Source organism: Breznakia pachnodae, from assembly GCF_030814225.1.
GTDB lineage: Bacteria > Bacillota_I > Bacilli_A > Erysipelotrichales > Erysipelotrichaceae > Breznakia > Breznakia pachnodae.
The window spans coordinates 709,903-736,088 of record NZ_JAUSUR010000001.1 but is presented as its reverse complement, the minus strand read 5'-3'; the positions used below and the strand labels follow the sequence as shown (position 1 = coordinate 736,088).

General features: G+C 34.8%; 26 protein-coding genes and 1 other annotated feature. Of the genes, 9 read left to right on the top strand and 17 right to left on the bottom strand.

Going from position 1 to position 26,186, the window contains the following annotated elements:
- Positions 1 to 36: 36 nt before the first annotated feature.
- The 8 genes from argF to J2S15_RS03400 are packed head-to-tail and all read right to left on the bottom strand — an operon-like array spanning position 37 to position 8,317.
- The gene (gene argF / locus J2S15_RS03435; RefSeq protein WP_307405507.1) at positions 37 to 942 is read right to left on the bottom strand and encodes an ornithine carbamoyltransferase; all 906 of its coding nucleotides are present in this window, start codon (positions 940 to 942) and stop codon (positions 37 to 39) included.
- The gene (locus J2S15_RS03430; RefSeq protein WP_307405504.1) at positions 942 to 2,126 is read right to left on the bottom strand and encodes an aspartate aminotransferase family protein; all 1,185 of its coding nucleotides are present in this window, start codon (positions 2,124 to 2,126) and stop codon (positions 942 to 944) included. Before J2S15_RS03430 ends, argF begins: the two co-directional genes overlap by 1 nt.
- Positions 2,123 to 2,995, bottom strand: coding sequence for an acetylglutamate kinase (gene argB, locus J2S15_RS03425; protein ID WP_307405502.1), 873 nt, complete (start codon positions 2,993 to 2,995; stop codon positions 2,123 to 2,125). Before argB ends, J2S15_RS03430 begins: the two co-directional genes overlap by 4 nt.
- An 11-nt stretch (positions 2,996 to 3,006) precedes the next feature.
- The gene (gene argJ / locus J2S15_RS03420) at positions 3,007 to 4,224 is read right to left on the bottom strand and encodes a bifunctional ornithine acetyltransferase/N-acetylglutamate synthase (RefSeq protein ID WP_307405500.1); all 1,218 of its coding nucleotides are present in this window, start codon (positions 4,222 to 4,224) and stop codon (positions 3,007 to 3,009) included.
- A gap of 12 nt (positions 4,225 to 4,236) precedes the next feature.
- Positions 4,237 to 5,277: an N-acetyl-gamma-glutamyl-phosphate reductase gene (gene argC, locus J2S15_RS03415; RefSeq protein WP_307405499.1), complete on the bottom strand. Its 1,041-nt coding sequence runs from the start codon at positions 5,275 to 5,277 to the stop codon at positions 4,237 to 4,239.
- A gap of 13 nt (positions 5,278 to 5,290) precedes the next feature.
- Complete coding sequence (gene argH / locus J2S15_RS03410; RefSeq protein WP_307405497.1) at positions 5,291 to 6,655, bottom strand: argininosuccinate lyase; 1,365 nt, start codon at positions 6,653 to 6,655, stop codon at positions 5,291 to 5,293.
- A 14-nt stretch (positions 6,656 to 6,669) separates the two neighbouring features.
- Complete coding sequence (locus J2S15_RS03405; RefSeq protein ID WP_307405495.1) at positions 6,670 to 7,098, bottom strand: GNAT family N-acetyltransferase; 429 nt, start codon at positions 7,096 to 7,098, stop codon at positions 6,670 to 6,672.
- Position 7,099: 1 nt separating this feature from the next.
- Complete coding sequence (locus tag J2S15_RS03400; protein WP_307405493.1) at positions 7,100 to 8,317, bottom strand: argininosuccinate synthase; 1,218 nt, start codon at positions 8,315 to 8,317, stop codon at positions 7,100 to 7,102.
- 73 nt (positions 8,318 to 8,390) lie between these two features.
- Positions 8,391 to 8,596, bottom strand: a binding site (T-box leader).
- Positions 8,597 to 8,753: 157 nt separating this feature from the next.
- Between J2S15_RS03400 and J2S15_RS03395 the strand changes: the two genes are divergently transcribed.
- From J2S15_RS03395 to J2S15_RS03355, 9 genes are all read left to right on the top strand, one after another.
- Positions 8,754 to 9,704 (top strand): hypothetical protein, encoded by a 951-nt coding sequence (locus J2S15_RS03395; protein ID WP_307405492.1) that lies wholly within the window; start codon positions 8,754 to 8,756, stop codon positions 9,702 to 9,704.
- Positions 9,705 to 9,713: 9 nt separating this feature from the next.
- Positions 9,714 to 11,249, top strand: a complete 1,536-nt coding sequence (cls, locus tag J2S15_RS03390) for a cardiolipin synthase (protein WP_307405489.1) — start codon at positions 9,714 to 9,716, stop codon at positions 11,247 to 11,249.
- A 10-nt stretch (positions 11,250 to 11,259) separates the two neighbouring features.
- Positions 11,260 to 12,111, top strand: a complete 852-nt coding sequence (locus J2S15_RS03385; RefSeq protein WP_307405487.1) for a patatin-like phospholipase family protein — start codon at positions 11,260 to 11,262, stop codon at positions 12,109 to 12,111.
- 89 nt (positions 12,112 to 12,200) lie between these two features.
- Positions 12,201 to 12,980: a DeoR/GlpR family DNA-binding transcription regulator gene (locus J2S15_RS03380; protein ID WP_307405485.1), complete on the top strand. Its 780-nt coding sequence runs from the start codon at positions 12,201 to 12,203 to the stop codon at positions 12,978 to 12,980.
- Between the two features lie 126 nt (positions 12,981 to 13,106).
- On the top strand, positions 13,107 to 13,787 hold the full coding sequence (gene deoC / locus J2S15_RS03375; protein ID WP_307405483.1) for a deoxyribose-phosphate aldolase: 681 nt from the start codon (positions 13,107 to 13,109) through the stop codon (positions 13,785 to 13,787).
- 5 nt (positions 13,788 to 13,792) lie between these two features.
- Entirely contained in the window at positions 13,793 to 14,236 is a 444-nt protein-coding gene (locus J2S15_RS03370; protein WP_307405481.1) for a PTS sugar transporter subunit IIA, read from the top strand.
- Between the two features lie 18 nt (positions 14,237 to 14,254).
- Positions 14,255 to 15,631 carry a PTS fructose transporter subunit IIC gene (locus J2S15_RS03365; RefSeq protein WP_307405478.1) on the top strand — a complete coding sequence of 459 codons (1,377 nt, stop codon included), beginning with the start codon at positions 14,255 to 14,257 and terminating at the stop codon, positions 15,629 to 15,631.
- Between the two features lie 10 nt (positions 15,632 to 15,641).
- Positions 15,642 to 16,676: a Gfo/Idh/MocA family oxidoreductase gene (locus J2S15_RS03360; protein WP_307405476.1), complete on the top strand. Its 1,035-nt coding sequence runs from the start codon at positions 15,642 to 15,644 to the stop codon at positions 16,674 to 16,676.
- Positions 16,669 to 17,721 (top strand): alcohol dehydrogenase catalytic domain-containing protein, encoded by a 1,053-nt coding sequence (locus J2S15_RS03355; protein ID WP_307405474.1) that lies wholly within the window; start codon positions 16,669 to 16,671, stop codon positions 17,719 to 17,721. The genes J2S15_RS03360 and J2S15_RS03355 overlap by 8 nt, the downstream gene beginning before the upstream one ends.
- Before the next feature lie 36 nt (positions 17,722 to 17,757).
- Here J2S15_RS03355 and J2S15_RS03350 read toward each other — a convergent pair whose 3' ends face one another.
- The 9 genes from J2S15_RS03350 to J2S15_RS03310 all read right to left on the bottom strand — a co-directional run bounded on the left by J2S15_RS03350 (position 17,758) and on the right by J2S15_RS03310 (position 26,178).
- The gene (locus J2S15_RS03350) at positions 17,758 to 18,456 is read right to left on the bottom strand and encodes a hypothetical protein (RefSeq protein WP_307405472.1); all 699 of its coding nucleotides are present in this window, start codon (positions 18,454 to 18,456) and stop codon (positions 17,758 to 17,760) included.
- A complete protein-coding gene (locus J2S15_RS03345) occupies positions 18,428 to 19,204 on the bottom strand; it encodes a type III pantothenate kinase (RefSeq protein ID WP_307405471.1) in 777 nt (258 codons plus the stop codon). The genes J2S15_RS03350 and J2S15_RS03345 overlap by 29 nt, the downstream gene beginning before the upstream one ends.
- Before the next feature lie 11 nt (positions 19,205 to 19,215).
- Positions 19,216 to 20,394 carry a bifunctional phosphopantothenoylcysteine decarboxylase/phosphopantothenate--cysteine ligase CoaBC gene (coaBC, locus tag J2S15_RS03340; RefSeq protein ID WP_307405469.1) on the bottom strand — a complete coding sequence of 393 codons (1,179 nt, stop codon included), beginning with the start codon at positions 20,392 to 20,394 and terminating at the stop codon, positions 19,216 to 19,218.
- Positions 20,395 to 20,403: 9 nt separating this feature from the next.
- Positions 20,404 to 21,024 (bottom strand): ECF transporter S component, encoded by a 621-nt coding sequence (locus J2S15_RS03335; protein WP_307405467.1) that lies wholly within the window; start codon positions 21,022 to 21,024, stop codon positions 20,404 to 20,406.
- Positions 21,025 to 21,201: 177 nt separating this feature from the next.
- Positions 21,202 to 21,837, bottom strand: coding sequence for an ABC transporter ATP-binding protein (locus tag J2S15_RS03330; RefSeq protein WP_307405465.1), 636 nt, complete (start codon positions 21,835 to 21,837; stop codon positions 21,202 to 21,204).
- An 11-nt stretch (positions 21,838 to 21,848) separates the two neighbouring features.
- Positions 21,849 to 23,357, bottom strand: coding sequence for an ABC transporter permease (locus J2S15_RS03325; RefSeq protein WP_307405463.1), 1,509 nt, complete (start codon positions 23,355 to 23,357; stop codon positions 21,849 to 21,851).
- 94 nt (positions 23,358 to 23,451) lie between these two features.
- Positions 23,452 to 24,423 (bottom strand): ABC transporter substrate-binding protein, encoded by a 972-nt coding sequence (locus J2S15_RS03320; RefSeq protein ID WP_307405461.1) that lies wholly within the window; start codon positions 24,421 to 24,423, stop codon positions 23,452 to 23,454.
- A gap of 22 nt (positions 24,424 to 24,445) precedes the next feature.
- A complete protein-coding gene (locus J2S15_RS03315) occupies positions 24,446 to 25,255 on the bottom strand; it encodes an ABC transporter ATP-binding protein (protein ID WP_307405459.1) in 810 nt (269 codons plus the stop codon).
- Entirely contained in the window at positions 25,255 to 26,178 is a 924-nt protein-coding gene (locus J2S15_RS03310) for an ABC transporter permease (protein ID WP_307405457.1), read from the bottom strand. Before J2S15_RS03310 ends, J2S15_RS03315 begins: the two co-directional genes overlap by 1 nt.
- Positions 26,179 to 26,186 lie beyond the last annotated feature (8 nt).

The window sequence follows — 26,186 nt, the reverse complement described above, 5'->3', positions numbered from 1 at the left end:
CCATAAGAAAAGATTGCTTTCGAGCAATCTTTTCATTTATCCTAATAATTTAACCAATACTGCCTTTTGAGCATGTAAACGATTTTCTGCTTCTTCAAAAATTTCATCTGCGTGTGCTTCAAATACTTTTTCAGTAATTTCTTCTTCACGATGTGCAGGTAAACAGTGTAGAACCATTGCATTAGTATTTGCTAATTCCATAATCTTATCATTTACCTGATAAGTTCCTTGGAATACTTTCATACGTTCTTCTGCCTGGCTTTCATCACCCATACTTGCCCAAACATCAGTCACAACTACATCAGCGTTCTTTGCAGCTACCTCAGGGTCATTAACTAATTCGAATCCTGGATTCTTACTTGCTTCTTTAATCACGTCCTCAGCAGGCTCATATCCCTTAGGAGTGGCAACACTAATACTCATACCAGCAGTTAGTGCACCAACAATCAGTGAATTCGCCATATTGTTTCCGTCACCAATATAACACATCTTTAAACCTTCCAGTTTTCCTTTGATTTCACGGATGGTCATTAGGTCAGCTAAAATCTGACAAGGATGTGCATATTCTGTAAGACCATTAATAATAGGAATACTTCCATATTTCGCAAAATCATCTACTTCATCTTGTCCATAAGTACGAATCATGATTCCATCTAGATATCTAGATAATACACGGGCTGTATCTTTGATTGGTTCTCCTCTACCAATTTGCATATCATTAGCATTTAAGAATAGGGGATACCCTCCTAACTGTTGCATTCCTACTTCAAAGGATACTCTTGTTCTTGTACTTGATTTCTGAAAAATCAATCCAAGCGTTTTATTTTTTAAGTAAGGTTTGAACTCACCATTTTTTACTTCTTTTTTTAACTGATCAGCTAAATCTAAAAGTTCATATAGTTCTTCCTTACTAAGATCACTCATCTTTAATAAATGTTTCATTAATTATCTCCTAGTTTTATTAGAACTTCTTCTAATACATTTAATCCTTTTTCTATTTCTTCTTCATTTATAACAAGTGGAGGTAATAAACGTAATTTGTTTTTAGCAGTAAGGATTAAGATACCTTTATCCATACACTCCATTACAACATCTCTTGGGTTAATTGATTCATCAATTTCAATCCCTAACATTAATCCTAGTCCACTTACATCTTTTACATATTTCATAGCTGAGAGTTTTGTTGTTAACAAGTTTCCCATTTGGTTTACATGAGCGTATAGTTTGTCATTCATATAATCCATTACTACACTTGCACCAGCACAGGCAACAGGATTACCACCATACGTAGTACCATGATCACCAAACTCTAATGTATCTGCACATTTATCTCCTAATAGGATAGCCGCTATTGGTAATCCATTTCCTAGTCCTTTTGCACAAGTTACGATATCAGGGTGTAATCCATATTGCATATAAGCAAAGAAGGAACCACAACGTCCTATCCCAGTTTGTACTTCATCAACGATAAGTAAGATATCCTGATGATCACAAATATCTTGGATGGCATCCAAGTACGTTTTGGCTAAAGGAACAACTCCACCTTCACCTTGTACAATTTCCACCATAATGGCAAGTGTCTTATTTGATATTTTATTCTTTAAGTCTTCAAAGTTATCTGCTTCAGCGTATTGGAATCCATCTACAAAAGGTCCAAAGTTTTGATGGAAGCTATCTTGTCCTGTAGCAGTTAGTGCTGCAAGCGTTCTTCCATGAAATGAATTCTTTAACGTAATAATCTCACTGCGATCTCCCCTATAAAGATCATACGCATATTTACGTGCTACTTTGATTGCGCCTTCATTTGCTTCTGCTCCTGAATTTGCAAAGAAGACACGTTTCATATCGGTTTTCTTACACAACTTTTCTGCAACTTCCACTGCAGGTTTTGTGTAGAACAAATTTGATATGTGTTCTAAATCTTTTAATTGTTTTGTCGTAGCTTCAACCCAAGGTTCAAAGCTGTGTCCCAGTCCTGTTACCCCAATTCCACTAGTGAAATCAATATACTCTTTTCCTTCATCATCGATGATTAAACAACCGTTTCCATACTTTGCATACAATGGATAACGATTATAAGTGTTTGCAATGTAAAGCGCATCTTTCATTTTAATTGTATTGTTCATAGTGTTTCCTTCCTGGTGAAGAGCGTTCCTATTCCTTGCTTTGAAAGAATCTCAATTAATAGGGAATGTGGTATTCTTCCATCAATGATACAAGACTTCTTCACACCTCCAGCTAAAGCTGTTTTAATACAGTTTACTTTAGGAATCATCCCACCACTAATATAATCGCTTTCGATCAATTCGTCAATCTGATCACTGGAAATATTTGAATATAAACTTGTTTCATCTTTTGGATCCTTTAAGATTCCAGGAACATCACTAACCAATACCATGTTTTCGGCACCTAATTCTTGAGCAATTGAAGATGCTGCAATATCAGCATTAATATTATATGCATTACCTTCACTATCACATCCTACTGATGCAATAACTGGTATATAATGCTGATCTAATAAGTCATAAATAAGGGAAGGATTAATTTGGTCTACTTGACCAACGTATCCTAAGTCATCTTCACTTTCGTACTTCTTCGCAACAATTAAACTGGCATCACTTCCACATACACCAACGGCTTTGGCACCTTTACCATTTAAGATGGATACTAGTTCTTTATTGGTTTGACCAGCCAATACCATTTGCACCACATCCATCGTTTCTTTATCAGTGTAACGCAACCCATTGATAAACTTTGGTTTGATTCCAACTTTATCCAACATTGCGTTGATAGATGGACCACCACCATGAACTAACACTACTTTAATACCAATTTCTGATAATAAAACAATATCGGTCATTACATTGTGTTTTAGTTCTTCATTCTTCATGGCATTGCCACCATACTTTACAACAATGATTTTGTGACTGTACTTTTGTATATAAGGAAGGGCTTGAGATAATATCTCTGCTTCCTTGATTGCATCTTTCATCATGTTCATTCTCCCTATGTCCGGTATTCGCCATTGATCTTTACATAATCATAAGTAAGATCACAGCCCCAGCTTTCTGCAGATTCTTCACCATTATTCATATCAACATGAATAATGATTTCATCGGCTTTTAATATTTCTAATGCTTTCTCTTCATCTACCTGTAATCCTTGTGAGTTTTTGCATACTGCAATACTTCCTGCATTACTTTCAAAAGAAACATCAATGGTTGTTTCATCATATTGTGCATCACTGTATCCAATTGCACATAAGATTCTGCCCCAGTTGGCATCACAACCAAACATGGCGCTCTTTACAAGGGAACTGGCAATAACACTCTTGGCAATTGCTTTTGCATCTTTATCACTCTTTGCATGCACAACAGCACATGTTAAGAGTTTGGTAGCACCTTCACCATCTTTGGCGATTGCTTTCGATAAATCTTTACATATTTTGAATAATGCATTTTTGAAAATTGCATAGTTTTCATTCTTTTCTCTAATTTCAGGATTACCAGCTTTGCCATTACAAAGGATACTTAGCATATCGTTTGTAGAGGTATCTCCATCAATGGTTACCATATTGAAGGTATCATTACATACTTCATGCAGTACTTCGATTAACATGTCTTCACTGATTGCAACATCACTTGTTACAAAGGCAAGCATGGTAGCCATATTGGGGTGAATCATTCCACTCCCTTTAGCAATTGCACCAATGTGACAAGTGTGACCATCGATTTCAAAAGCAGTATCAAATTGCTTTGCTATTGTATCGGTTGTCATAATTCCTTCGCAAGCAGCCAGAGAATTGTTATCATTCAAGCCTTGAACTAATTCACCAATATGATTTTGAATGGGTGTAATATCTAGTTTTTCACCAATTACTCCGGTACTGGCAACAATTATATCTTCAGGTTTCAGTTTTAATGCAGTTGCACTAAGTTCACACATCTGATTGGCGATTTCTATTCCATTGTCATTGCATGTATTGGCATTCCCACTATTGATAATAATTGCCTGAGCTTTATGATCTTCTAAGTGTTCCTTAGTAACGTAGATTGGCGCACCCTTTACTTTATTTTGGGTATAGCAGCTTGCTGCTGTACACATTACATCACTGTAGATTAGTGATAAATCTTTTTTGCTTTTGTTTTTACGGATACCACAGTGCAATCCATTGGCATAGAAACCTTTTGGTGCACATATCCCTATTTTATTTATGTTTTCCATTTTCTATCCTCTCTAGAATGATGGTGGAATATAATTTAATCCAGCATCTTCTTCAAATCCATACATGATATTCATGTTTTGGATTGCTTGCCCTGCGGCACCTTTTACCATATTATCAATTGCACTTACAACGATAAGTGTATTGGTACGTTTATCAAGATGAAGTGAAATATCACAGTAATTACTATAGGTGACATATTTTAAGTCACTCACTTTTTCAAGTGGTAAGACACGTACAAATTTATGATCAATATATGTATCACAATACAATTTATGAATCGCTTCTAATGTAATTTCAGGATTTACCTTACAATAGATTGTTGATATAATTCCACGATTTACTGGTAGTAAATGAGGAACAAAGGTAACTGTAATATCTTTCTTAGCAAAATCACTTAAGCTTTGTTCAATTTCTGGTGTATGACGATGCTGTGCTACTTTATAAGGATGAAATCCTTCGTTAATCGTAGGAAAGTGAGTTCCTTCACTTAATTCTTTACCAGCACCAGTGACGCCTGATTTTGCATCAATAATGATATGATCATCACTTTGTAATGTGTTGGCTAGAATTGGATACATTGCAAGTGCAACAGATGTTGGATAACAACCAGGGTTACCAATAATTGATGCATCTTTGATCTTATCCTTATATATTTCTGATAATCCATATACACTTTCTTTATGAAGTTCCTTTTCATTATAAGGAAGGTTATACCATTCTTTATAATCTTCTTCATCGTATAAACGAAAGTCTGCACCAACATCAATAAACTTTTTATTTGCATCAAAACATTTTTTAGCATACTTCTCACTAATTCCATGAGGTAATGATGCAAATATGACATCACTATTATGAATAACACTATCTTCATCATCGAATACTAAATAAGAAACGTTTTGAAAACCTGGATACAAATCACTGATTGGTTTTCCTGTATAACTTCTTGAATAGATACCACCGATTTCTACGTTTGGATGGGAAAGCAGTAAACGGACAAGTTCAGCTCCAGCATAACCACTGGCACCAATTACTCCAACTTTTATTTTTTCCATATGTTTACTCCTTTCATTTACCTAATACAGTTTTGATATGTTCTTTTACAACTGATGGAGCAGGTCCACCAACAACATTACGGTTATTTACGCAAGTCTCTAATGAGATTGCTTCATAAATATCTTCTTCAAATAAATCACTTGCTTGCTTGTATTCCTCAAGCGTTAATGTTTCTAATACTTTGTCATTTTCAATTGCATCATTTACTAATTTTCCAATTACCTGATAAGCATCACGGAATGGCATACCTTTTTTCGTAAGGTAATCAGCACAGTCAGTAGCATTGATAAATCCTTTGGCTGCTGCATTACGCATGTTCTCTTTGATTACTGTACATGTTTCCATCATTGGAGTGATGGTTTCCAAACATACAATTAAAGTTTCAATGCTATCAAACAATGCTTCTTTGTCTTCCTGCATATCCTTATTATATGCAAGTGATAATCCTTTCATCATAACGAGTAAGTTATTTAGGTTACCATATGTTCTACCAGTTTTTCCTCTGATCAGTTCACAGATATCAGGATTCTTCTTTTGCGGCATAATACTTGAACCAGTCGCAAAGGCATCATCCAATTCGATAAATTTGAATTCCCATGAACTCCAAAGAACAATTTCTTCACTTAGTCTTGATAAGTGCATCATGGTGATAGAAATATCACTCGCTAACTCAATTGCAAAATCACGATCACTAACTCCATCCAAACTGTTAAGAGCTATAGAATTGAAACCTAACAATTCTTTTGTTAGTTCACGATCAATTGGATAGGTAGTAGTTGCAAGAGCACCACAACCAAGTGGTGATACTTTGGTACGCTCAATACTTTGTGAGATTCTGTCAATATCTCTTTTGAACATCTCCACATATGCCATCAAATGATGAGCAAAGGTAATTGGTTGTGCTCTTTGTAAGTGGGTATACCCTGGCATAATTGTTTCCGTGTTGTCTTCTGCTTTCTTACAAAGTACAACAATAAAAGTGTTTAGTAACTCGACGAGTTCATTTCCTTTTTTTATTGTATATAGACGAAAGTCCAAAGCAACCTGATCATTACGGCTTCTTGCTGTATGTAACTTCTTACCAGCATCTCCAATTCTGCTTGTCAGTTCCTGTTCAATAAACATATGGATATCTTCAGCAGTTGGATCAATTTCCAGTTGCTGGTTATCTATATCCTTCTCAATTTCTTTTAACGTCTGAATAATCAAATTTGAATCCGTGATAGGAATAATATTTTGTTTACCAAGCATTGTTGCATGAGCAATACTACCTTGGATATCTTCTTTGTACATTAGTGAATCAACACCAATAGAAGAATTGAAGTCATTTAGTTTCTGATTACTTTCTTTTGTGAATCTTGCTCCCCATAATTTCATAGTGTGCTCCTTTTCTACTTGTTATTTGAGTTAAGTGATAAATTTCGATAATATAAATCATCGCGCTTTGTGAATCCAACAGATTGCCAGAAGTCATTACCTAATTGATTACTTTTGAATGCAACCAAGGCAACTTTATTGATTCCTTCTTTTAATAAACTATCTTTCACATGTTCTACTAATAGATTTGCAATTCCTTGCTTACGATAGTCTACTTTAACTGCAGTATGATAGATGTATGCTCTACGTCCATCATGACCACATAAGATAATACCAACAATCTGGTTATCTTCTATAGCCACAAAGTTTGTGGTAGGGTTACGTTTTAGAAACTTTTCAATTCCTTCTTTGGAATCATCTAGTGAACGCATCCCCATACCATCTATCTGTGTCCATAATTTATATACTTGAGAATAATCATCGATTCTTAATAAGCGAATCATGCTATTTCTTTTTTGCATCTGACATTGCTTTTACTTTGATTGGAAGACCAAACAAATTGATGAATCCAGCTGAATCATTTTGATCATATGAATCATCTTCGCCAAAGCTAGCAATTTGTTCAGAGTATAATGTATCTGGACTAGAGATACCTGCACTTGAGATTGTTCCTTTGTATAATTTCAGTTTCACACTTCCGTTTACTGTTTCACTAGTTTTATCTACAAATGCACTTAATGATTCTCTTAATGGAGTGAACCATAAACCGTTGTATAAGATTTCACCAAACTTAATTGCTACATGTTGTTTGAAGTGTTGCGTTTCCTTATCTAAGGTAATACTTTCTAATAATTCATGTGCTTTATATAGAATCGTTCCACCAGGTGTTTCATAAACTCCTCTAGATTTCATTCCTACTAATCTGTTTTCTACCATATCGATGATACCAATTCCGTTTTCACCACCAACTTTGTTTAGTGCTAACAACAGTTCCTGACCTTTCATCTTTTTACCATCCAATGCAACAGGAATTCCTTTTTCAAATTCAAGGGTAATATAAGTAGGAACATCTGGTGCTTTTTCCGGAGTAACTCCCATTTCTAAGATATCATCATATTTTGGTTCATTCATCGGATCTTCTAAATCCAATCCTTCATGTGATAAATGCCAGATATTTTTATCTTTTGAATAGTTTGTTTCTCTATTAATCTTTAATGGAATGTTATGTTTTTCTGCATATTCAATTTCATCTTCTCTAGATTTTAATTCCCATGTACGCCATGGTGCAATAATCTGCATCTCTGGTGCAAAAGCTTTTATAGCAAGTTCGAAACGTACTTGGTCATTTCCTTTACCAGTACATCCATGACAAATAGCATCTGCTCCTTCTTTTAATGCAATGTCTACAAGTCCTTTTCCAATGATTGGTCGTGCAAATGCAGTACCTAATAAATAAACGTTTTCATAAACAGCATTGGCTTTTAGACAAGGGAAGATATAGTCTTCAACAAACTCATCTTTTAAATCAAGTGCATAGAATTTGCTGGCACCAGTGTTTAGTGCTTTTTCTTCTAATCCATCTAATTCATCTGCTTGTCCAACATCTCCTGAAACCGCAATAATTTCTGGGTTGTTGTAGTTTTCTTTTAACCATGTAATCATAACTGAGGTATCCAAACCTCCTGAGTAAGCTAATACAATTTTTTTAATTTCCTTTTTCATGTTTCTTCTCCTTTAGTTTATTAGGTATACAATTGTTGACGCCAGTATATAAAAAAGGCGCATCTGGAAATATTCCAGAGACGCCGAATCCTTTACGTGGTACCACTCTAGTTGCCCTAAGGCCACTTATCTATAACGCTAGATGATGCGATCTGTGATACTTATTTCCCACAGACACTCGTAGGTGCGTTTCCATATAATATAGTATGATAACCTTTCACCAACCGTTATCTCGCTTAATACATTTATTATATGTACTCTCCTAGTCAACATTTTTTGTATTGGATATATCATAAAGGTTGTGAAACAAAATGTCAATACTAAATGTAACAAATTTCATCAAATGTAAATAATTATCATATTTCTTACATTTTTAATGTTTTTATTAATTTATCTCTGATTTAATGTATAATAGATACTATTGAGGTATTAGATGATGGAAAATTATAAAGAACTGTATTTAAATAAATTTGGAAAAAGGTTTTCTAAAAAAGAAAAGATGGCTTTTTACAATGCTATAAGTGAAGATTTTGGAAAGCTAGGATACACTTCAGACTTACAAGAAGAACGAGTGAAATTTTCCAAAGCGAGACATATATATATAGGAAGTCCAAAACAGGCAAAAACAACGTTTGTGATTCCTTATAATACACCAGCAAAAATTATGTGGCCAAACTATCGTTCATTCCCACAGGATGGATTTCATCAGATGAAGAAGATGTTTGTGCCTACTTATATACCAATGTTTATTGCTTATGGATTATTATTGGTATTTACATATCTGCTGCCAGGAATGGTACCAGCAAAAGTGATGACGTATTTATATCCAGTATTCTTTGTATTACTTGGATTTATGTTAATATTTGTATTTCGTGGGTTTGGGAATAAAAAGAATCGTGTAAACAATACAAATGCAATTGTGATGGCTTTGGATATTGCCAATGCACTTCCTGCAAACAGACGTAAGGAAGTTATGTTTATATTTAGTGATGGTAATAAACCAGCAGGTGGAGTTGCCAATCCAGCAATCATGAATTATCTGACAAAAGCAAATAAATCAAGCTTACAGTTAATTTCATTATTCTGTTTAGGAAATGGTGATACGCTGCAAATGATGAGTGATCGCAGCAGTAAATCAATTGCGAAAGACTTAGGAAAAGTATACAAAGGTGAAACAACACTGAAGACAAAGCATATTGGAGAAGAAGGAAAGAACAATACGGTAATTGAAGGATTACCAAAAGCAATGATGATTACAAGTGGTAATCGTGAAGGGGAACTGTTGGCAGTGCCAAATGTATCGACTTCAAAAGATACTACAAGTGATGAAGGACTATTAAATGGAGTTTGTGAAATGCTGGTAGCATATTTGCAGAAGAAGAAATAGGGAGAATGTATGAAACAACTATTACGACTACTTACCAATAAAATAGTAATCGTAGGATTTCTTATTATAGTACAAGTTTGTATTCTATTGTTTGGAGTCTATGTTTTAAGTATGTTCTCATTGAATGCTTATATGGTATTTAATATCCTTTCATTTATTGTTGGTATTTATGTAATCAATCGAAGTGATAACCCATCCTATAAACTGACATGGGCGGTTACTATCATTGGTTTACCAATTTTTGGATGGTTGCTGTATCTGATGTTTGGGGCAAAACAAGTTCCAAAAGCATTACGCGTTCGTGATCAGGATTTGCATCGAGATATGATGAATTATATTGATGGGGAACTTGATTCTTATTTGTATCTGGCAGAAAATGATGAGGGTGCTTATAAACAGATGAACTATATCTGGAACTCATCGATGTTTCCACCTTATGGGAAAACAAAAACAACTTTTTTTGCGACTGGAGAATCAAACTTTGAAGTGATGATTGAAAAACTTGAAAGTGCAAAAGAATTTATCTTTCTGGAATATTTTATTATTGATGAAGGGTATATGTGGTCAACAATATTAGAAATATTAGAGCGAAAAGTTGCCGAAGGTGTTGATGTTCGTTTACTATATGATGATTTTGGATGTGCATCAAAATTACCTAATTATTATGATCGAGTATTAAATGCGAAGGGGATTAAAACCAAAGTGTTTAATCCGATTAAACCACGTATTGCAGTACAGATGAATAATCGTGATCACCGTAAGATATTTGTTGTTGATGGTGTTGTTGCGATGTCTGGAGGGGTCAACCTTGCGGATGAGTATATTAATAAAATAGAACGTTTTGGGCACTGGAAAGATGGCGGTGCCATGATTGAAGGAGAAGCAGTGTGGAGTTTTACACTGATGTTTCTACAATTCTGGAATTTTGATGAAAAGGAAAAAGATGTTTATGCGAATTTCCATAAACCTCGTGAATATTTTGAAGATTATGCGGATGATGGGATTGTACAACCATTCTCAGATACACCAACGGATGATGAAAATGTTGGAGAATATACGCATATTAATATGATCAACAATGCTGTGGATTATGTATACATTACAACTCCATATCTGGTAATTGATCAGGAGATGAAGACAAGTTTAATACTAGCTGCAAAGAATGGAGTGGATGTACGTATTTTAGTTCCACATATTCCTGATAAGTGGTATGTGTTTCAGTTAACACGACACAACTATCAGGACCTGACAAAGAATGGCGTAAAGATTTATGAATATACACCTGGATTTGTTCATGCGAAAAACTTTGTAGCCGACGATAAATATGCTATTGTAGGAACTACGAATATGGATTTCCGTTCATATTATTTACACTATGAGTGTGGAATCTGGTTCTATAAGAGCAGCTTGATTGCAGATATTAAAAAAGATTACTTAGACACACTTAAAGAGAGTGAGCAAATAACATATGAGATGTGCAGGAAGGAACATTTACCAATTCGTATTCTTCGTGCTATCTTAAATATATTTGCACCACTTATGTAGGAGGAAAATGATGAATCAAAAAGTTGGATTAATTTGTGAAGGTGGGGGAACAAAAGCAGCTTATACAAGCGGAGTACTGAAGGCCTTTCTAGACCAGGGAATTTACTTCCCATATAGTGTAGGGATTAGTGCTGGTGCAGAGAATTTACTTCCTTATGCATCAAGACAGCCATTTCGTTTAGAGATTACTGGAATTGAAGCAGGAGCACAAAAGGATGCAGTGGGTATTCGACCATTGTTTAAAGAAGGTGGATTATTTGGAATTGAAGCAACCTTTCGTTTTCTAGAAGAGCGAGCACCTTTGGATTATGATACATTTTATAAAAGTGAAACAAAGTTAGATATTGGTGTTTACAATGTTGACTCAGGAAGAGTAGAATACTATGACAAGAGTTTTCTAACAAAAGACCAGACATTGATTAAAGCTAGTTGTGCATTGCTGTTACTAACAAAACCGTATAAGTTCAATCATGGATTATATATGGATGCAGGGTTAATTGATATGATTCCAATCGAACAAAGTATTCGTCAGGGAAATGAAAAACATATATTTATTTCTACGAAAGAAGAAGGATATGTTAGAAAGCCAGCACCAAACTGGCAAATTCGTTTAGCGAAAATGAGATACCGTAAATTCCCACATGTAGCAAGAGATTTAAAGATTCGTCATTTAAACTATGAAAAGCAATGGGATATTATAAGGCAACTGGAAAAAGAAGGAAAAGCGATTATCCTTCGTCCAAGTGAAGACCAAGGAATTACTCGTTATACACAAGATCAAGACAAGCTAAAAGGCTGGTTTGAATTGGGGTATAAAGATACAATGGATCGCTTGGATATGATTAAAGAATTTATTAAGTAAAGGGCATTGCCCTTTTTATTTACTTTCATTTCAAACTAAATGATGTTATTATGTGGTTAAGTGAAAGAATATGAAAGGATGTCAAAGTAATGGAAAAAAATAAATTTCTTTATGCTGAGGAAAGAAAACAGGAAATATTAAGATTGCTGGATGAAACTGGCAGGGTACAAGTTGCTGATCTTGTGGATATCTTTCAGGTATCAGGAAGTACCATTCGTACTGATATTCGTGAACTGGAATATAGTCGCTTACTTGTAAGGACCCATGGTGGTGCGATTCGTAATCATAATAAGAGTTTGGAAGATATTCCGAATGTTCGTGAAGTTACAGAAGAGAAACGTCGGATTGCAGAGCATGCAGTATCACTATTGAAAGATGAAGACTCTATTGCAATTGATACAGGAACTACCTGTCAGGCATTTGCAACAGCTCTTGCGAATTCAGATTTAAAAGATTTGCATATACTGACCCATGATCTGCAGATAGCAATCATGCTAAGTGAACGTACTGATTTCAATATTACGATTCTTGGTGGAACCGTACGTAATCATTTCCAATATGCTGCAGGTGAAAGTGTAATTAGAGAAATGGCAAAGTATTCCGTCGACAAGGCAATTGTGGCTACCACATCCTTTTCAATAGAACGTGGTTACTCTACACCTAATGTAGGGACAGCAGAACTGAAACGAGCAATGTTGGATATTGCTCGACAAAAAATTATCCTCTTTGAATCGAGTAAGATTGGAAAAGAGAGTTTCTGTATTTTTGGTGAAACAACAAAAGCTGATGTGATAGTAACAGATAAGAATATAAAGAAGAAAGACTTACAGAAATTAGAAGCTTTAAAGATAAATGTTCAGACCATCTAAAGGATGGTCTTTTTTAATACAAACAAATGAAAACAAAAGCAAATGAAAATAAATACAATTAAAATATTGACAATATGAAAGTAAATGATAGAATATAGTTGTAAATGAAAAGGAGAAACAAAAGAAATGAGTTCAAATGAAAAAATGATAGCAAATATGATTGATCATACATTGCTAAAGGCAGATGCAACAAAGGAGGGATTTAAAAAACTATGTGAGGAAGCTATGGAATATGAGTTCAAAATGGTAGCCATTAACTCATTTCCAGTTGCTCTATGTGCAGATTTATTAAAGGATAGTGAAGTGCATGTAGGAGCAGCAATTGGTTTCCCATTAGGACAGACTACAATTGAAACGAAAGTATTTGAAGTAAAGGATGCAATCAAGAATGGTTGCGATGAAATTGATTATGTAATCAACATTACAGAATTAAAGGATGGTAATGATGCATATATCAAACGGGAAATGAAAGAGATTGTAGATGTCTGTAAAGAACATGAAGTACTTAGTAAGGTTATTTTAGAAACATGTTACCTTAGCGAGGATGAAAAGATTCGTGTATGTGAGATTGCAAAAGAAGTTCAACCAGATTTTGTTAAGACATCAACTGGGTTTGGGACAGCTGGTGCAACAATTGAAGATGTGAAGTTAATGAAACAGGTCGTGGGGGACAAAGTAAAAGTAAAGGCTGCAGGAGGAATTCGTGATCTTGCAACTGCAGAAGCAATGATTGAAGCGGGTGCTGAGCGTTTGGGGACAAGTTCAGGAATCAAAATCATTGAAGAGTTAAGAAAGCAAAATGGGTAAGTGATATGTCAATAAAAGATTTAATGATACCACAATTAATGAATCTGGATTTACAGGTCAGTGATAAGAAAGAAGCGATTCAATCTTTGATTGATTTATTGATGAAAGAAGGAAAAATAAAAGATTATGATACTTACTTCAATGCTGTAATGACAAGAGAAGAAGAGTATACAACGGGGATTGGCTTTGGTGTGGGGATACCTCATGGTCAATCAGATACAGTAGTAGAACCAAGTCTTTGTTTTGCAAGAATCAAAGATGGAATTGAATATAATTCATTAGATAATAAACCAGTACATTTATTATTCCTAATTGCAGTACCAGAGACATCAAAAGATGAACATTTAAAGATTTTAAGTCAATTATCAAGGAAACTGATGCATCAGGAAATTCGTGATGCATTAATGAATGTTAAAAGTGAAGAAGATGTTTATAAAATATTTGAATAATTAAGGAGGATATATTTTATGAAAAAGATCGTCGCAATTACTTCATGTTCAACAGGAATTGCTCATACATATATGGCAGCTGAAGGACTAGAGATGGCAGCGAAAGAGTTAGGATATAATATTAAAGTAGAAACACAAGGTTCAATTGGTGCTGAGAATCAATTGACTGCAGAAGATATTGCAGCAGCAGATGCAGTTGTAATTGCTGCTAGTACGACCGTAAAGAAAGAACGATTTGTAGGGAAAAAGTTATTAGAAGTAGATGTAAATGATGCAATTGAAGATGGTAAAGGATTATTGAAACGTAGTTTAGATGCTCCAATATATAATAATGGAGAAGCAAAAACAGAAAAAGTAGAAACAAGTAAAACTGGAATTTATGCTCACTTAATGACTGGTGTATCTTACATGATTCCATTTGTAGTGGCTGGAGGATTGTGTATTGCCTTAGCATTTGCTTTTGGTGGTATTAATTCAGAAGGTGATCTTGCAGGTGCATTAAATGAATTTGGTGGGCTGGCAATGGGTCTGATGTGGCCAATTCTTGGTGGATATGTTGCTTACTCAATTGCTGATCGTCCAGGTCTTGTACCAGGGATGTTAGCAGGTATGCTAATGTCATCAATGAATGGTGGATTCTTAGGAACATTACTTGGAGGGTTTGTTGCTGGTTATACAATTATTGGATTAAAAAAGATTATTAAGTTACCACAATCATTCTCAGGATTAATGCCAATATTAATTCTTCCAGTGTTATCAGTATTAATTACTGGATTTGTAATGAAGTTTGTTGTTGGTATTCCTATTACTGCTTTAAATGAAGCAATTATGGATTGGTTAAACAGTTTGTCAGGAATGAACTCAATTGTATTGGGATTAATTCTTGGAGCAATGATGGCAATCGACTTAGCTGGCCCAATAGGGAAAGCAGCATACTTCTTTGGAGTTGCTTCACTCACAAGTTTAGGAACTGGAGAAACAAGTACTGTTATGGGTGCAGTAATGATTACAGGTATGGTTCCACCGTTAGCAATGGCATTATCATCAACAATTTTAAATAAAAAGTTATATTCTGCAGAAGAACAAGAAGCAGGAAAATCAGCATGGGTATTAGGATTGTCATTTATTTCTGAAGGTGCGATTCCCTTTGCTGCAGCTGATCCAATTCGTGTATTAGCTTCGGTAACAATAGGTTCTGCAATTACTGGAGCATTATCAATGGCATTCAACTGTGGTATTGCGGTACCTCATGGTGGGTTCTTTGTATTCTTGATTCCAGGTGCAGTTTCGAATGTATTGTTATATGTAGTAGCGCTAGCAGTTGGTACAGTAGTAAGTGGATTATTAGTAACAGCGTTAAAAATGCAAGCAGTTAAAAAGAATGCAAAAGCGTAGGTAAAGCAAAATGAAATCTATAAATGTTTGTTTAATTGGTACTGGTAGAGCAGGGATGATACATGGACGAAATTATGCGAAAAATGTACAAAATGCTCGTTTGGTTGCAGTTTGTGATCCAAATGTAGAATCACTAAAAGCTGCGCAAGAAGAATTGGGTGTAGAAATTGGATATAGTGATTATCGTGAAGTGTTAAGAGATGATGATATTGATGCAGTCATTGTTGTTACGCCAACTCAGTTTCACTGTGAAATTGTAGTTGCAGCAGCAAAAGCAAAGAAGCATATCTTATGTGAAAAACCGTTTGGAGTAAATGAAGAAGAATGTCAGTTAATGATTGATGTTGCAAAAGAAAACAATGTAAAACTACAAGTTGGATTTATGCGTCGCTTTGATGAAAGTTTCAGACAGGCAAAAGCATTAGTTGATCAAGGTGTCATAGGTGATGTTGTATTGGTGAAGTCATTAACACATGGCCCTAGTGAACTAAAAGAATGGATGTATGATATTTCCAAGAGTAGTGGGCCAATTGGGGAAGTAAACTCTCATGATTTGGATACACTTCGCTGGTTTACTGGTAGTGAAGTAGAAAGTGTTTATGCAATCGGTGGAAACTTTCGTTCTCCTGAAATGAAAGAAAAATATCCAGACTACTATGATACAGTTTCGATGAATATGAAATTTAATGATGGTAAACTGGGAGCAGTAGATGGTGCGCAGTATGTTCAATATGGGTATGATGCTCGTGCTGAAATCTTAGGAACCCATGGAAGTATTTTAGTTGGTGATCAAAGTAAGTTGAATGTAGTGGTTGCTAATAAAGATGGAGAAGTAAATAAATCAGCAATGCATAGTTGGACATACTTATTTAAAGATGCATATGCAAGAGAAGATCAGGCTTTTATTGACTGTATCTTACACAATACACAACCAGAAGTAACTGGGTATGATGGGTTAATGTCTGTACGTTTAGTACGACTTGCATTACAGTCACTTCTAGAAGAAAGAATCGTATATGTTGAGGAGGAAAAGAGCAATGGCTAAAATGAAAGTCGTACAATTATTGGGTAAAGAAAAGGTTCGTAATACCGAAGTTGATATCCCAGTAATTAGCGATAATGAAGTTCTGGTAAAGGTGAGGGCTGCATCAATTTGTGGGACTGATGTACGGATGTATAACAATGGTTATACAAATGTTGACGAAGAACATCCATTAGTTCTTGGCCATGAGATTGCAGGAGAGATTGTAGAAGTTGGTTCAAATGTAAACTTTTATAAGTCAGGAATGCGAGTTGCTTTGGCTCCTAACATGGGATGTGGAATTTGTGACCACTGTATTAGTGGAGAAACGCACCTGTGTGATAACTATGAAGCATTTGGTATCAACATGCCTGGAGGATTTGCGCAGTATGTTAGAGTTCCAGCAAAAGCAGTTCGACAAGGTAATATCACATTAATTGATGATGCAATGAGTTATGAGGAAGCATCTTTAATTGAACCGCTTAGCTGCGTTTATAATGGTCAATTAATTGCAGGAGTAATTCCTGGAGATACAGTACTAATTATTGGTTCTGGTCCAATTGGTATTATGCATGCAATGCTTGCTTATGCCAAAGGTGCGTGTAACGTAATCATGAATGATCTTCAAGAAGGTCGTTTAAAAGATGCGAAAGCGATCTTACCAAAACTTATCACCTATACAAGTGAAAATCTAAAAGATATGGTAATGAAAGAAACGGATGGTAAGGGTGTAGATTTATGTATTGTAGCTGCACCATCACCTCAGGCTCAGGAAGAAAGTTTTCAGTATATGGCAATGAATGGACGACTTCTGTTTTTTGGTGGATTACCAAAGGGAAGAGAGAAAGTTCATCTTGATGCTAATGTATTACATTACAAACAACTTCGTGTGTTTGGGTGTACCAGAGCTAGCTTGAAAAGTTATCGTACAAGTGCAAAGATGGTTGCCTGTGGGCAATTACCATTAGATAAAATAGTTAGTAATCGATACTCCATTGAAGAGTTTGAAGATGCTTTAAAAAATGCAAGAAATGCAGTTAGCCTGAAAAATGTAATTGTATTTAAATAATCAAAACCCCGACAAATTTTGTCGGGGTTCTTCATCTTATAATACTTTTTGTGCTTCTTCGTAAAGTAATCCATCTTCTTTTGTAAACTGTTCCAGAAACGCTTTTGAATAAGGTAATAAGAATTTAAAGATAATTACAATCTTCCATCTGATTACTTCGTCTGTTTCATGTTCAAAACAATACTTTAATTTCCCAAATACAATTGCAGTTTTATAATTGTTTGTAAATATCAGATAACCAATTGCATCCAACAATTCTCTTTTCTGTATTAGTGTGCAATCGTTATAAGCATTCAACAATGTAATCAAAACGGTAATATCCATTCTTCCAATTGTCCTTGCAATAATATCTCTAGATAGTGGAAAACTTTTCTTCTTGGAACCACGATCTGGCAAACTAGTATATTGTTTATTTGGAATGATTCCTAAATATGGAAGCATTTGTGTAACTCCATCTTTATCTGCTTTGCTTAGCGAATTGCAAATTTCTAATTTTGTATACAGTGCTTTTTCAATTAATAATCGAGTTAATAATTGTTGTATGGTATCCTTCTCGTTAATATAAGTACTTAACTTTCTTGCGGCAATACTTCTATTTACTGCATCTTTATCATTAAGCAGAGTGACATTAGAATAAAAATCATCTTGATATTCACTTATATCAAGATGATCAATGTATCCTCTTCTACTTAATTCTTCATCTGAACTACGAAGATGCTTTTTTGGTGCGATCATAAATGATCTTCAATCCTTTAAAGGTAAGTTCAGGATCATAAACATCAATTGTTTCAATGTTTTCCGCAAGAATTCGTCCTAACCCACCAGTTGCAACAACCTTAATATCTTTTCCTAGTTCTTCTTTGAATTTTTTAATCATAAACTCTGTATGACCCATATAACCAAAGTAAACACCTGCCTGCATACTATCAATAGTATTAGTAGCTAACACAGTGCCAGTGGCCTTAATTTCAATCTCAGGCAACTTAGCAGCACGAGATGATAATGCCTGTGCACTAATTTCAATACCAGGACTAGTAGCACCACCGATAAACTCACCTTTTTCATTTACATAATCAAAGGTAGTAGCAGTGCCAAAATCAATGACTAATACATTTCCACCATAGATATAATAAGCACCAACTACATCAACTAATCGGTCTGCACCAAGTTCTCTGGGGTTATCAATACGAATTGATACACCAGTCTTTACACCAGGTCCAACAATAATTGGTTCTTTTTTAAAATACTTACGGATTGAGTTTGTGAATGAGTGCATGATTTTAGGAACAACACTCGCAATGATTATATCTTTAATATCTTCTGGATTAATTTTTTCGTTTTGAAGGAAACTAATAATTAAAAATCCATATTCATCACTTGTTCTTTTTGATAGTGTAGTAAGTCGATAATTCGCTATTAACTTACTATCATCAAAAAGTCCAATTGAGATATTTGTGTTTCCTATATCAATAGCAACTAACATATGTCTCTCCCTTATACCTTTTGTAGTTCTTCTAATATCTTATAAGCAAGTTCATCTTTGCTCATTAATTCAAGTTCTTTATTACCATCTTTTTTAATCAGAGTAACTTTATTGGTATCTCCTTGAAAACCAGCACCTTCAACTTTTAAATCATTAACAACCAGAAGATCACAGTTTTTCTCTTCGAATTTACGTTTGGCATTTTCTAACACGTTTTGTGTTTCCATCGCAAATCCACAAATTTTCTGGTTTGTTTTCTGCTTACCAAGGTAGGCAAGGATATCTTCGGTTTTCTTTAGATTGATTGTATTCTGGTTATCCATTTTCTTAATTTTTTCATCAGCTACATGTTCTGGTGTGAAATCAGCAACAGCAGCAGCCATTACAATATAATCACAATCAGGGAAGTGCGCCTTCATATGGAACGCCATATCTTGAGCACTTTTTACATTTACTGTATTTACTCCATTTAATTGCTTAAGGTTTACTGGACCACTGATTAATGTAACATGCGCTCCTAGATTTCTAGCTGCTTTCGCTATTGCATATCCCATTTTTCCACTTGAATGGTTTGAGATAAAACGTACTGGATCAATTGCTTCTACGGTAGGTCCAGCACTAATTAGTACACGTTTGCCTTCTAGTGGTTTCTTTTCTTGTAAAGCCATATCAATAGCATCAATCATTGTATCAATATCTGCAAGTTTACCTAACCCCTCATCTCCACAAGCAAGTAAACCTGTCTTTGGTTCAACAAAACTCATACCATAAGATTTACAGGTTTTCATATTGTCTTGCGTAATCGGATTTGTATACATTTTAGTATTCATTGCTGGTGCAATAATTTTTGGACAAGTAGATGCCAAAAATGTAGTTGTCAGCATATCATCGGCTAATCCATGTGCAACCTTAGCAATTACATTTGCAGTTGCTGGTGCAATCATAAACACATCTGCTTTTTTAGCTAATGAAATGTGTTCTACATCATAGTCTACTTCACGATCAAATGTCTCTACATAAGTTTTGTGTTTTGTTAGTGATGAGAACGTTAACGGTTGAATAAAATTGGTTGCATTCTTACTCATAATAACTTCTACATCATACCCTTTTTTTATTAAATCACTCACTAACTGAACACTTTTGTATGTAGCTATACTGCTCGTTACTCCAATCACAACTGTTTTTTTCATAAGATTCTCCTATATTCCACTGAGTGTCTTTTTACTTGCTTTATAAATGGCAACTGCAATAATTGCGGCAACAATTGCTTCAATGATTCCGCTAGTTGTTACAATCCCCATAATAAATCCAACGAGTGCCTCATAAGCAATCCCAACAGTAGCAGCATATGCTCCACCGAAGAAGATATAGATTCCCCCCATTACCAATATGGTGTTGGTAAGTGATCCAGCTACTGCACTGATACTGACAGATACAACATCGTTAATCTTTCGTTTCTTTAAGTTTTCAAAAATGAGTCCACTTACAAATCCAATCAGTGTTCTAGGAACAATTGCAATTAGGATACTTGCAAAGTTTCCACTAGTTTCTCCAACTGTTACAAATGGTGAGAAAATAAAACTTGATAGACTTGGTTCCATTGTATGTTTAATCAAAGATATCAGACCAAACACAAACCCAATAGCGGCTCCTTCCTTTTTGCCTAATACAACGGCAGCAACAATTACAGGAATGTGTAATGTTGTGGCATTGATAAATCCTAGTGGTATAAACCCTAGGAATGGAATTACACTTACGGCAACTTCAATCGCTAAAAATAGCGCGAAAAGTGTAAATCGCTTCATATTCGTTTTTTTCATAGTACCTCCACTGTCACTTCTTTCGAATGCAACGTATTAGTTTCAAAATAATTGTTTAATGAAAAGTAAATGTCACTACTGATCACTTCTTTTCCTGAAACTATAGTAATATTATACTGCAATCGCAAGGAATTGCAAAAAAATATAAGCGAAAAAAAGCAATGCCGAAGCACTGCTTTATAAACGATAAACATAATCCGCTACTTTTGTAACTGATGGAGAATGCGTTACGATGATAATACATTTATTATCTTCATGTGCAAACTTTTGAAAAATGCTTAAGATATCTTTTTCTGTATCCGAATCCAGATTACCTGTTGGTTCATCTGCAAGAATCAATGAAGGGGAGTAAGACATTGCACGTGCAATTGCTACACGTTGCTGTTGTCCACCTGATAACTTGCGAATTGGTCTGTAGATATCTTCCTCATTTAAACCAACTTTTTCTAATAACTCAATTGCATGTTTCTTTTTATCTACATCTTTTAAACTTGCAATATCCATAGAAAGCATTACATTTTCAACTGCATTCAATAGTGGTAACAAGTTATAGGATTGAAAGATAACACCAATCTGTGTACTGCGATATTTATAAGGATCCATTTCCTTTAAATTCTTATCACAGTAATAAATGTCACCAGATACTGGTTTCTGCAGTAATGACAGTAGTGATAATAATGTAGTTTTACCAGCTCCTGACTTTCCTGTAATGGCGTAAATTTTACCTTCTTGAAAAGAAAGATTAATATTCTTTAAGATTGATTTCTTCTCATTGTATGAGAATGAAACATTTTGTAGTTCTAATTGATTCATATTATTTCCTCCTAATCATTTTGTGAAAGTATTTTAATAGGGTCATAGCGTAATACAAATAAGATTGCTACACCTCCTGATAAAATAGTTAATAGTAATGAGATGCCTAAAATTTGAATAACTACAGTTAAGTTTGTAGCGCTTGATACTTCATCAATATAGTTGGTACTTTGCATTCCCATACCACCTGATTGTCCAGGTCCACCTTGCATTTGGCCACCACCCATACCAGAAGGGAAATCACTATCGCTTGAAGTATCTGTTGTCGTTGTTTCATTTTCTAATAATGCGTTAGTAATTGGTACACTGGTAGCACTACCGACTCCAATTGCCAATACCATTGAAATTGCGGTAATAATAAATAATTCGCTTAAGAACTGGAATGAAATCTTTTTACGGTTCATCCCGATTGCACTTAGTACACCGATTTCATATGTTCTTTCCTTGATTCTTAATAATTGGAATACAACTAAGATTACTCCACCAATTACTAAGATTACAATTAAGAATGTGTTTGCATAATCTGCAAGATTGTTTAATGGTTCTAATGATTGTTCATAAGAAGTTACATCAGCGCTTTGAACCACAAATTCATCACTTAATCCTAAGTCATATACGTCTTCACTAAATGCTTCATATGCTGCAACATCTGAGAATACATATGTTCCTTGGATTGTTGATTCTAAATAAGAACTGTTGTCTTCATTTTCACTGTTATCAGCAGATGTTGCTGTAATGCTGTCAACTACTGCTGTGTTTGTTAGAATCTGATTTGCTGGATCACTCATTTGTAAGCCACCTTGTGTAGAAGTCATAGAATAAATACCAGTAACTGTTAATTCAAATGTTTCATTTTCATTGTTTGGATTAATTAATGTAATTGTATCGCCAACTGAAATTGAATTATAAGTAGCTAAGTCTTCTGAGATAATACATTGATCATCACTTTCCAAATCAAAGTATTCTCCATCACTTAAAGAACTAGATCCACTTACAAAATCACTCATTGCATCATAAGATGAATAACCTAATAATGTGAAGTCTCCAGAGGTGAACATTATTTCAGTGTCACCACCCATTCCTCCACCACCATTACCACCAAATCCTTGTGATGATGATTCAATTGCCTGAAGATCATCATTACTATTTAGTGATAAAGATGAAGTATAGTAGAAATCGTTCACATTACTATCTTCGGCATATGTCTGTAGTTCTTCCAAACTCAGATTTTGTCCCTGCATTGCCTCACGCATTGCTTCACGTGAATCTTCACTTGATGATTCGTCTTCACTACCTTCACTTGGCGGTTGCATATCCTGCATCATTGCCTGACGATCATAACTGATGGTTGCTGTAATATTCAGCTGATCCATTCCTTCTTCCTTTGCGGTATTTGCTGCCTGCTTGATTGATAAAGCAATACAACAAGATAACCCAATTACAAATATGATGGAAGCAATCAGAAGATTCTTACCTTTTGAGCGTACGATGTTTCGTATCGCATTCTTTATTAAGTACATAACATTTCCTCCGCATTAAAAGTACAAAAGTAATGTGTATTTTTAATGAAGGAAAGTAAAAACGTAAATGAATAATCATCTACGTTTCGTTCACTTATTCAAATGTTACAACAGGGTAGGAATCCACTAATGAATCAAAGGTAATTCCTAGCTCTTTTGCAGTTGTTTCATTTACATATAAATTAAGATTTTCTTTAAATACTTTTACTGGTAGTTCTTCTACTGGAGTACCATCAAGAATTTTCTTGCTCATCTGAGCAGCTTCTTTTCCAATTTCTACATAATCAATACCAACATTTAATAAACCACCAGACTTCACAAAGGTATCAACACCACAGAAAGTAGGAATTTTTGCTTCCCTAGTTAGAGGAGTGACAATATCCATTGCGTTAATAATGGTATTATCATTGGGAATAAAAATTGCATCTACTTGTTCATTCAATGTTTGGACAGCGCTTTGAATGTCTGCGGTGTTGTTAATTGCCACTTCCACGATTTCAAGGTTGTGCTCCTTTGCATAGCTTTTTGCCTTCTCGATGGAACTGACTGCATTGACTTCACCTGAACTATATAATAAACCTAGTGTTTTCATCTCTGGGTATAATGTCATACCTGCATTTAAAATCTGATCTACCTGAATTTCATTCGATACTCCAGTGATGTTGTTGTTTGGATGTTCTAAATCATCCATTAAACCTGCAGCAACAGGATCACTGACTGCTGCAAATACAACTGGTATATCATCTGCGTATGGTGCTGCAACTTGGGCACATGGTGTACTGATTGGGACAATGATATCTACATCATCGGCTGCCATCTGTTCCATAATTGTCTTTAAGTTTGTCATATCACCATTTGCATTCTGATATATAATTTCACTATTATCTTCGTTATAACCTAACGATTCAAATTCTTCAATATATGCTTCTCTAATTATATTTAAGGATTCATGTTCACTAATCTGAACAATTCCTATTTTTACTTTTTCTTCGCTTTTGCTGCTACTGCAACCACCCATAAATACGATACATAAACATACTATAATTCCTATTTTTAATCTTTTCATCAAACTTCTCCTTATGTTTTGATTAATCTAAAATCATTTTATCGGACAAGTCTTGAGCACTTTTACTTTGATATATCTTCATTACATCTTCTACACTCATTTTGCTTTTTTCTTCTTTGCTAAACTCCATCAGGATATTACCTTCACTCATTACAATCATACGATTTCCATATTCCAAAGCTTGTTGAATGTTGTGGGTAATCATAATTGTAGTAATCTTATTTTCATTTACTACCTTATCAGTAATTTCCATAACCTTCTTCGCTGTCTTTGGATCCAGTGCTGCTGTATGTTCATCTAACAGCAACAGGGTAGGCGTATTGATGGTAGACATCATTAATGTTAATGCCTGACGCTGACCACCAGATAACAATCCTACTTTCGTATTAAATCGATCTTCTAAACCTAATTCCAAGTGGGATATTTTCTCTTTCATAAATTCACGTTCATCTTTGGTAAGACCAATTTTCAGGAAACGATCATAAAGACCATTTTTCTTATTTCCTCTACGGAAAGCCAACTCCAGATTTTCTTCAATTGTCATATCTGGTGCACTTCCTTTTAAAGGATCCTGAAATAGTCGACCAATCATTTTTGAACGCTTATGTTCCTTCATATACTGGATTTCTTTTCCATCTAATACAATTGTTCCATCATCAGATTCATAAGAACCACTAATACAATTTAGTAATGTACTTTTACCAGCACCATTACTACCAATAATAGTTACAAAGTCACCATCATCTAAATGTAGTGATACTTCTTTTAATGCTTTCTTTTCATTTGCGGTTCCAGGGTGAAAAGTAATACTGAGATTATTGATATCTAACATTATACTTTCCTCCTTTTTGAACGTTGCTTCTGTTTCTTTTCGATGAACTTCTTAACCGTTGGAAGTGAGATTACAACAGCAACTAATGTTGCACATAGTAATTTCCAGTCGTTAGGATTCATTCCAAGCGACAATGCATATGATAATAATAAACGATATAAAATAGCACCTAGTACCAGTGAAATAAAACTGTTTAAGATGGTTCTTCTTCCAAATAGACTTTCACCAACAATAATACTGGTAAGACCAACCACCATCATTCCAATCCCTTGTGAGATATCATAGAACATCTGATGTTGCGTATAGATAGAAGCACTTAATGCCACAAAAGCATTTGCAAGGGCTAATCCAGCCATTTTCATTGCATCTGTATTAATTGAAGATGCACGAACCATTTCTTCATTGTTACCAGTGGCACGAATTGCCAAACCAGTTTGTGTTTTGAAAAATAAGTATAAAAGGACACCAAGAATTAATACAATTAATATTAATAGAACTAGTTTATAATAACGAGAAACAAAATCAGCAGGTAATCCAAGGTTATTTAAAAAACTTGAAAAGTAAGTGAAGATTGTTTCTTTCCCATACAATGAAAGATTAGGCTTTCCACCAACTTTAAGGTTGATGGAATATAATCCTGTCATCGTGATAATTCCTGCTAAGATGTACTGCACCTTCATTTTTGTATGCAGAAACCCAGTAACTAACCCAGCGAGTGCTCCAGCACCGACTGCAAGGACAATCCCTAAAAGGGATTGATCCTGCAATACCAATGTAGCACTGACTACACAGCCAAGGGTGAAACTTCCATCTACGGTTAAATCAGGAAAGTCTAATATTTTAAATGTAATGAATATTCCATAGGACATAATCGCAAAGATAAGACCTAATTCGATTGCTCCTAATATTGTGCCAAGACTCATATAAACCT